The sequence below is a fragment of the Synechococcus sp. WC101 genome (assembly GCF_047461555.1).
In the GTDB taxonomy this organism is placed as follows: domain Bacteria; phylum Cyanobacteriota; class Cyanobacteriia; order Thermostichales; family Thermostichaceae; genus Thermostichus.
This window is the reverse complement of the sequence record NZ_JANSHG010000121.1, coordinates 1-7,824: the sequence shown is the minus strand read 5'-3', so window position 1 is coordinate 7,824 and position 7,824 is coordinate 1. Positions and strand designations below refer to the sequence as shown.

Here is a 7,824-nt window from a genome sequence, read left to right as displayed (position 1 = left end):
AGGGAGGGCTGCCCCACAGCCCGGTCATCAGGCGCAGCAAAAAGCGCCGCAGCGGCGGAAAGCGTATCATCCCTATCAAAACCAAGCGCCGCAAGACCACCAGGGGCCAGTAGGAGTTGGAGAAAGTGCGGGTGAGGAGATCCGTAAAGAGCAACACCACCCAGTTTTCCCAGCGGCGACGGCGACCGTAGCGCCGCAGGACTTGGACCTCTCCCAAATCCTCCTGTCGTCTCCAGGCGTCCAGCAACACTTGGGCCAAGGCAGCGGCATCGCGGATGCCGAGGTTCAGCCCTTGGCCAGCTACGGGATGACAGTGGTGAGCGGCGTCCCCCACCAAAGCCAGGCGGTGCTGATAGTAGCGGCGGCTCTGGCGCAGGCGGGCCGGGAAGACTTGGGGCGGGTTCAGCAAGGTAAGGTAGCCGCCCTGGTCGCCGTAGTAGCGCTGCATCTCGGCCAAGAAGTCGGCCTGGGAAAGGGCCAGCGTGGCCTTGGCCTGCTCGTGGGGCAGGATCCAGACCACCTGGCAGCGGTTGCCGGGCAGGGGCAGGATGGCGAAGGGGCCGGCAGGCCAAAAGCGCTCGTAGGCGACGTTTTGGTGGTCTTGGGCAGGGGCCACCAGGGCGGTGATACACGACTGCCAGTAGTCCCAGCCGTCGCTCGGGATCCCTGCCCGCTGGCGCACTTGGGAGCGCAGGCCATCGGCGGCTACCACCAGGGAGGCGGCCAGCCGGCGGCGGCCTTGGGTCGTTTCCAGCTCTACCTCAGCCGCAGCCTCCCCGTAGGTTACGCTCTCCACCCTGGCTTCGTAGTAGCAGGTGATCTGGGGATCGGCAGCCACCCGCTCCTGGAGCACCTGCTGCAGCCGAGCATGTTCGCCGCAGTAGAAAACTGCCGTTTCCCCCACATCCTCCGGCCTAAACGTCACCCGCTGGGGAGCGTCGGCGTCGGTCAGAATCACCTGGGCAAAGGGTGTGATGTGGGGAGCCAGCGCCTCCCACACCCCGATGGCCCGAAAGATGCGGATCGACAACGGCGAAAGGGCATAGGCCAAGGGGCGCTGCCTGACTGCCTCAGCCGACTGGGCCTCAATGAGGGCCAAGCGCAGGCCGGATCCCTGCAGGGCACAAGCTAGGGTCAAGCCCGCAATGCCGCCGCCGACGATGATCACGTCGTAAACGGCTGCCAAGGTAGTCGGAGTGGGAGCAAGGGTTGTCATTTCTAGTGCTGAGTGCTGTGGGCAACTACTTCTGGGCGGGCGGAGTTTGCCGGCGTGGCGGCCCGCACCGCTCGGAACATGCCAAAGCGGCAGAGGCCAGTGCCGAAGGCCAGGCGCATGAGCAAGAAAGTGGGCACCTCCCGCAGCGACTTGATCAAGCCCACCAAGCCAAACTTCAGCAACCCTTCGGGACGGACAACCCCCTGCCAGATGGAATCCAGCCAAGAAGGAAGAGTTTCTTGCGTCCAGTCGGCAGTTTGCACCTGTCCTTCCACCAGGCCCGTGGCTTGCAACTGTTCGGCAAACCCCTCGATGCTGGAAAAGGCGGGGTGCGACCACTGATCCAACAACTGCCGCATCACCAGCCGCTCCCAGAAGTTGAGGGGCTTTTGACGGTCGTCGCGCTGGTTCCAGTCCGCCACCACCAAGATGCCGCCTGGCTTGAGCACCCGCAGCATCTCGCTGGCGTAGCGAGCCTTGTCCGGCATGTGGGGCCCCGCCTCGATGGACCAGACCACATCAAAGCTGGCGTCGGGGAAGGGCAGGTTGAGGGCGTCGGCCACCTGAAACCGGACGGGCAGATCGGGGGGGGTGAGCTCCTGGGCCCGCTGCACCTGCTGCGGGCTGATGGTGATGCCGGTCACCACAAAGCCATAGTCGCGGGCCAAGATGCGACAACTACCGCCAATGCCGCAGCCCACATCCAACACCGTCGTCCCCGGCGGCAGCCGATCCAGCCCGCCCCAGCGCACCATCTCGTGGACAAAGTCGTGCTTGGCCTGGATGAAGTTCTTCCGCCGCGGCGGGGATCCGTAGTGGCCCAGGTGAATATGCTCGCCCCAGTAGAACTCCAGGATCCCGTCTCGCGTCCATTCGTCGTAGGCGCGGGCTACCGATTCAGGAGAGCGGTACTTGCGGGCGGTCAACAGGTAGGCTCCCAATCCTATAGCTAGGAGCAGGACTAGGCCCCAAAAAACCCAGAGTGTTGGATTCATTAGAACTACCTTGAGATGGCTAGAGATGGCAATTGATGATTGTTGCTGCGGTGGCAACAGACACAGCGGGGATCCCTTCTGGCCTCCGTTGATCCAGCGGAGCAAAGCCCCACTCTCATCTTGCCCTATTTGCCAGCCGCAAGGCGGCCTAGGAGTGTCGTAGCCGCACGGTTGCCCGCGGAGGAGACGCTGGCCTGAGCAACCTTGCCGGGGGCTAGGTGGCCTGGAGCTCCTCCCTTAGACGCTGAGTGGCTGCCACCATGTTTTTCAGGGCAGGGATCACTTCCTCCCAGCGGCGGGTTTTTAGGCCGCAGTCGGGGTTGACCCAGGTTTGCTCTAGCGGCAAGTGGGCCACTCCCAGGCGCAGTTGCCGGAGAATCTGCTCGGTGTCGGGCACCGCCGGGCTGTGAACGTCGTAAACGCCGTTGCCTACCTGGTGGCGATAGCCGGCTTGGGCAATCTGCAGCAAGGTTTTGTTGCTGCTGCGGCTGTTTTCGATGGAGAGGACGTCGGCATCCAGACGCTCGATGTGCTCGATGATGTCCCCGAACTCCGAGTAGCACATGTGGGTGTGGATCTGGGTTTCGGGCTTGGCGCCAGCGGTAGTCAGGCGGAAGGCCTCCACCGCCCAACTTAAGTATTCTGGCCAGCGCTCTTTTTTCAAGGGCAGCCCCTCTCGCAGCGCTGGCTCGTCCACCTGCACCATCGCGGCTCCGGCAGCTTCCAAGTCGGCCACCTCTGCCCGCAGGGCCAGGGCAATTTGCAGGGCCTGCTCGCGACGGGAAACGTCAACGCGGGGGAAGGACCAGTTGAGCACGGTTACCGGCCCTGTCAGCATCCCCTTGACCGGCTTTTGAGTCAGAGATTGGGCCACCTTGAACTCCCGCACCGTCATGGGGCGAGGGCGAGACACGTCGCCGTAGAGAATGGGGGGACGCACGCAGCGGCTGCCATAGCTCTGCACCCAGCCGTGCTCGGTAAAGGCAAAGCCCTGCAGTTGTTGGGCGAAGTATTCCACCATGTCGGTGCGCTCGAACTCACCATGCACCAGCACATCCAGGCCAATTTCTTCTTGGATGCGGATGCACTTGGCAATTTCGGCGTCGATGGCAGCTTCGTATTCGGCCTGGGAGATCTCGCCCTTTTTGTACTTGACCCGCCACTGCCGGACTTCGGGGGTTTGGGGAAAAGAGCCGATGGTGGTGGTCGGCAGCGGTGGCAGCTTGACCTGCCGGCCTATACGCTGCTCGTAGGGAAGGGAGCGCTGGAAGTCCTGCGCCGTCAGGTTGGCCAAGGCCTGGCGCACTGTAGAGTTGGGGGGATTGAAGTCCTGGAAGGCCTGCCACTGCTGCTCCAGCTCCTGCTGCTGGGCGGCGGTGTCTTCGCCGTTGAGGGTGCGGGCCAGCAGAACCACCTCGGCCAGCTTCTGCTCGGCAAAGCTGAGAACATTGCGCAAAGGCTCTGGCAGGTGGGTTTCCAGAGCAGCGTCGTGGGGCACAAATTGGAGCGAGCAAGAAGGCTGCACCCGCAGGTTGGGGGCTAGGGCTTGCAGCTCTTGCAGAGTGGCCAGAACGGCTTTGGGCTGGATCTGCCAGACGTTGCGCCCGTCCACTACCCCCGCCCCCAGGATCTTGTCGGCGGGGAAGCCGTGGGCTCTGACCAGTTCCAGGTTGTGGCCGCGGGTGAAGTCGAGGCTGAGGCCAGCTACCGGAAGCTCCACCGCCCAGGGGTAAGTCTCCCCCAAGTCGTCAAAGTAGGTAACCAGGTGGAGAGGGATCCCCACGCTTGCAAGCCAGCGGTAGGTCTGCTCCACCGCTTCCTGAAGACTTTTGCCTTCGCTGGTCACCAAGATGGGCTCATGGACTTGCACTTCCCGGATCCCCAGGCGCTGCAGCTCCTGCAAGAGTTCTCTGTAGAGAGGAAGCAGCTTCTCCAGATCCCCCCGCAACTCGCCAGAGCGCTGGCTTAGAGCAAGAAGGGTAACCGGACTGAGGAGGACGGGGCTGGTGCGGTTTCCTAGGATCCCTTGCGCCCGTCGCACCGTGGCCAGGAAGTCGTCGAAATGGGCCTGAGGGATCGCGTCGGCCTCAATTTCCGGCACCAGGTAGTGGTAGTTGGTGTCAAACCACTTGGTCATTTCCAAGGCCGGCAGCCCCTCCTGCCCCCGCGCCATGGCAAAGTAGCGCTCCAGGCCTGATAAGCTCTGAAACCGGGAGGGAATCAGCCCCAGCCAGGTGGCCCAGTCCAAAACGTGGTCGTAGAGGGTTTGATCTCCTACGGCAATGTGGTCGAGGTTGGCCTGTCGCTGGGTTCGCCAGGCCTGACTCTCCAGATCCTGCAGCGTCGCCAACAAGGCTTCCGCCTCCAGGGTGCCGCCCCAAAAGGCCTCCAGGGCTTTCTTCAGCTCGCGGCGCTTGCCCATGCGGGCATAGCCTAGGGTTTGAGTTTCAATGGCCATAAGGTACCTTGTCCTGAATCGAATTCGGTAATTGAGGTTGCCGCCAGTTGTCATCCAACCTAGGCAGCAAGAGATGGCCGCCGACATGCCTATCGGTGGCATCCCGGCAGAAGGTTTTCCCTAGGCCAGGAAACCTGCCGGAGCTGTCAAGGCGTTCCTTCACCCTGGCGGCTTGCCCACTCTGCACAGGGGGATGCCCAGAGGACTCTTTTGTGCAACCAAAGCGAGCAACCGTCCTCCTAGCTGCCCCTGAGCTAACTGCTCAGCTCTCTTGTCCGCGCTTTTGACTGAGTGCCTACGATCCGAGAGCGTCGAAAATCCGTAAGCAGGCCGATGAAAAAACTTCGAGACGGGAACGGGCTAACGTCAAAATGGGGAGCATATCTGTACCTCGCAGATATGGTGAACTGTGGAAAAACCGCCGGCGGGCATTCTGACTTGCTCAGTTTTGGAGGGGCTGGCTTGCGTCTCAAGGCCTCTTGCAACAACGAACTAGGGATCCCAAGTCCAAAACCGGCTCACAGCTGCGGGACAGCGGCAGATTCTCACTGCACTTTCCCCGTTGCCTCTGACGGCTGATCCCCGTCAGAACCGACAGTAGACTTTATCCTATCACTGGTTTTAGCGGGACTGGGCGGATTTGAACCGCCGACCTAGCGCTTAGGAGGCGCTTGCTCTATCCAGGCTGAGCTACAGCCCCAGGTCAGGTACCTCACTGATACTAGCAGAGAGGCTAGGGGGTATCGCCGCAAGGCTGCCGAGCAATAGCGTTCTTATGGAATTGCTGGAACAAAGGCTTTGCTTTCTGACACAAAACCCAACGCGGCGGCTCACCCCAGTAGTACTCTTTTTTCCAAATGGGCAAGCGCTCCTTGATTGCATCAATGATGTAACGTGCTCCAGCAAAAGCGGCGCCGCGATGTTCAGCTGTAGCACCAACCCAAACCGCAATATCACCAATTGCAAGATGACCCTGGCGGTGACAGGCAACAGCACCGCAGAGGCCAAACTTGGCGTGGGCTTCTCGGAGGATCTTCTCGCCCTCCTTCTGGGCAAGGATCTCGTAGACTTCGTACTCCAAGCTGAGAACAGGTTTGCCCTGGCTGTGGTTGCGTACCCAGCCCTCGAAGGTTACTAAGGCACCCGCTGTGTTATTGACGAGCAAACGACTGAGTTCAGCTGGCTGGATGGTGCTATCCACAATTAGAAAACGCAGCATTTAGCCCCCACAAACTGGTGGAATGAAAACTACCAAGGCACCTTCATCTATCGGCATAGTCAAGTCACAGAACTCATGATTGACAGCAACCTTAACGTCATCCGCTGCTAGCGAAAATCCATACTTTGCTTGCAGCTGCTGATAGAGCTCTAGGTAGTTTGCTGCACTGGTTTGCAGCACTTCGCTGCTCCGCTGAGCCTGTTCCCGCAGCACTGCTACATATTGAATTGTTACGGTCTTACTTAGGACAGATTGAGTTACCATGGCTGCAACTACCCCAAACTGATTGGAAAGTGGCATACTCCTCGGCGGTATTGACGTTCATGAGCTCGACCTCATGGTTGGGGGTAACTAGGGTGCAGGGCTGCCTGCTGAGGATTTCCACAGGGCAGTACACCCCTTCCGCGTAAGCCCTTTCTAGTACCGCTGCAGCTTGAGGAGTATAGATGGCGCAAAGAGCTTCCGGGAAGCCGCGCTCGGGGTTAACATAGCAAGTTGCGATTGTTTCGGCTTGGTAGTGATCCAGCAGCTTTTGGATTGTTTCTGACCGAAGGTTCAGTAGATCACAGGCAACAACCAACCAGTTAGCTTCAGGATGAGTATTCAAGGCAGTCAATAGGCCACTGATCGGGCCAACGCTTTCTACTAGATCTGGTAGTGTGGGCAAGAGCTCTAGAGCTGTGCCCGACCACTGACCGGCACGCGCTGACAAGTAAACCTGCTGGCAGTAGGGCTGCAGCAGTTCATAGAGATAGGCGGCGTGGGGTTTGCCAAAAGGGTTCAGCAGCGCTTTATCGCGACCCATGCGCTTGCTACGTCCCCCTGTGAGCACCAAGCCATAGAGGGGACGTTCCAGGAGGGCGTTTTTGCCGCCGGACTTAGTTACTAGGCGGGTCTCCTGGATGCAGATATGGGGCGACACCGACTTGCACATGTCATAGATTGTCAGCGCTGCTGTTGCCGCACCACAGAGAGCTTCCATTTCAACCCCTGTCTTAGCGCTGGTCTTGACAGTGCAGTGGATGGTTACAAGCAAGTGATCATCAATTGTGATATCAAAGGTGCAGTCTTCAACAGGGATCTGATGACAAAAGGGGATCAGTTGGTCAGTTCTTTTAACAGCCATTGTACCGGCAATGGTTGCTGTCTGAAATACCGGTCCTTTTTTCAGGTGGATATCTTGGCCAACAACATAGGATCTGAGAGCAGGTGGCAGTTGAACTCTTGCCCGTGCTGTGGCCGTTCGCAAAGACACCGACTTGTGGCTAATATCTACCATATGCGGATGGCCTTGAGCATTAAGATGGGCCCATGTACGATCAGCTTTGTCCATAGAGCTAGCCCCCTAAGCCGTACATTGGGTGTGAGACCTGCTCAACCCGGCGCAGTGGTTTCATCCCCAAAAGCTGCTGGTAAATTTGCTGACGTTGGCCTGGTGTTTTGTCTCGAACCGAGAGACCCTCCTCACTAAATAGGCAGGCAAAGAGACGACCATCAGCTGTCAAGCGCCACCGGGAACAGCTGCTGCAGAAGGGCTGAGACTCAGAGGCAATAAATCCAACTTTAACATTCTCGTCGATTGTAAAGTAAAACGCTGTCGAATCAGGTGCCGCTGGAAGGGGGGTTAGAGTATAGCGTTCTTGCAGACGGGCAATGCACTCTTGTGCTGAAACGTAGTGTTCTTCATAGAGAGAGTTGGCATAGCCGACCCGCATCAGCTCCAGAAAGCGAACTGTCACGCCTGTCTTGCGGGCAAACTCAACGAAATCAAATAGCTCGCAATCGTTGATCCCCCGCATTACAACCGTATTGACTTTGAGGCTAAATCCCCGGGCAATACCCTCCTGGATATTACGGAGAATATCCGCCAGGCAGTCGCGACGGGCAATTGCAGCTTGGGTGGAGGGCTGTAGGCTATCGAGGCTAACATTAAGGT

General features: G+C 59.1%; 6 protein-coding genes, 1 tRNA gene, 1 pseudogene and 1 riboswitch. All 8 genes and pseudogenes read right to left on the bottom strand.

Annotated elements, in window-relative coordinates:
• Positions 1–1,216 (bottom strand): FAD-dependent hydroxylase (locus tag NW809_RS09070; protein ID WP_414401976.1); only part of this gene is annotated, 1,216 nt, incomplete at its 3' end.
• A gap of 2 nt (positions 1,217–1,218) precedes the next feature.
• Positions 1,219–2,211: a methyltransferase domain-containing protein gene (locus NW809_RS09065; RefSeq protein ID WP_011429086.1), complete on the bottom strand. Its 993-nt coding sequence runs from the start codon at positions 2,209–2,211 to the stop codon at positions 1,219–1,221.
• A 214-nt stretch (positions 2,212–2,425) separates the two neighbouring features.
• Positions 2,426–4,669 (bottom strand): 5-methyltetrahydropteroyltriglutamate--homocysteine S-methyltransferase, encoded by a 2,244-nt coding sequence (metE, locus tag NW809_RS09060; RefSeq protein ID WP_414401975.1) that lies wholly within the window; start codon positions 4,667–4,669, stop codon positions 2,426–2,428.
• 405 nt (positions 4,670–5,074) lie between these two features.
• Positions 5,075–5,280, bottom strand: a riboswitch (cobalamin riboswitch).
• A gap of 14 nt (positions 5,281–5,294) precedes the next feature.
• Positions 5,295–5,369, bottom strand: a tRNA-Arg gene (locus tag NW809_RS09055).
• A 33-nt stretch (positions 5,370–5,402) separates the two neighbouring features.
• Complete coding sequence (locus tag NW809_RS09050; protein ID WP_011429088.1) at positions 5,403–5,888, bottom strand: molybdopterin synthase catalytic subunit; 486 nt, start codon at positions 5,886–5,888, stop codon at positions 5,403–5,405.
• Entirely contained in the window at positions 5,889–6,152 is a 264-nt protein-coding gene (locus NW809_RS09045) for a MoaD/ThiS family protein (RefSeq protein WP_414401974.1), read from the bottom strand.
• The gene (gene moaC, locus NW809_RS09040) at positions 6,127–7,221 is read right to left on the bottom strand and encodes a cyclic pyranopterin monophosphate synthase MoaC (protein WP_011429090.1); all 1,095 of its coding nucleotides are present in this window, start codon (positions 7,219–7,221) and stop codon (positions 6,127–6,129) included. The genes NW809_RS09045 and moaC overlap by 26 nt, the downstream gene beginning before the upstream one ends.
• A gap of 4 nt (positions 7,222–7,225) precedes the next feature.
• A pseudogene (locus NW809_RS09035) lies at positions 7,226–7,824 on the bottom strand (cyclic pyranopterin phosphate synthase MoaA); the annotation flags it as partial.

Excerpts from the sequence above, each read along its gene's own strand:
- metE (WP_414401975.1), bottom strand. The coding sequence starts at position 4,669 with ATGGCCATTGAAACTCAAACCCTAGGCTATGCCCGCATGGGCAAGCGC.
- NW809_RS09050 (WP_011429088.1), bottom strand. The coding sequence starts at position 5,888 with ATGCTGCGTTTTCTAATTGTGGATAGCACCATCCAGCCAGCTGAACTC.
- NW809_RS09045 (WP_414401974.1), bottom strand. The coding sequence starts at position 6,152 with ATGGTAACTCAATCTGTCCTAAGTAAGACCGTAACAATTCAATATGTA.
- moaC (WP_011429090.1), bottom strand. The coding sequence starts at position 7,221 with ATGGACAAAGCTGATCGTACATGGGCCCATCTTAATGCTCAAGGCCAT.
- NW809_RS09065 (WP_011429086.1), bottom strand. The coding sequence starts at position 2,211 with ATGAATCCAACACTCTGGGTTTTTTGGGGCCTAGTCCTGCTCCTAGCT.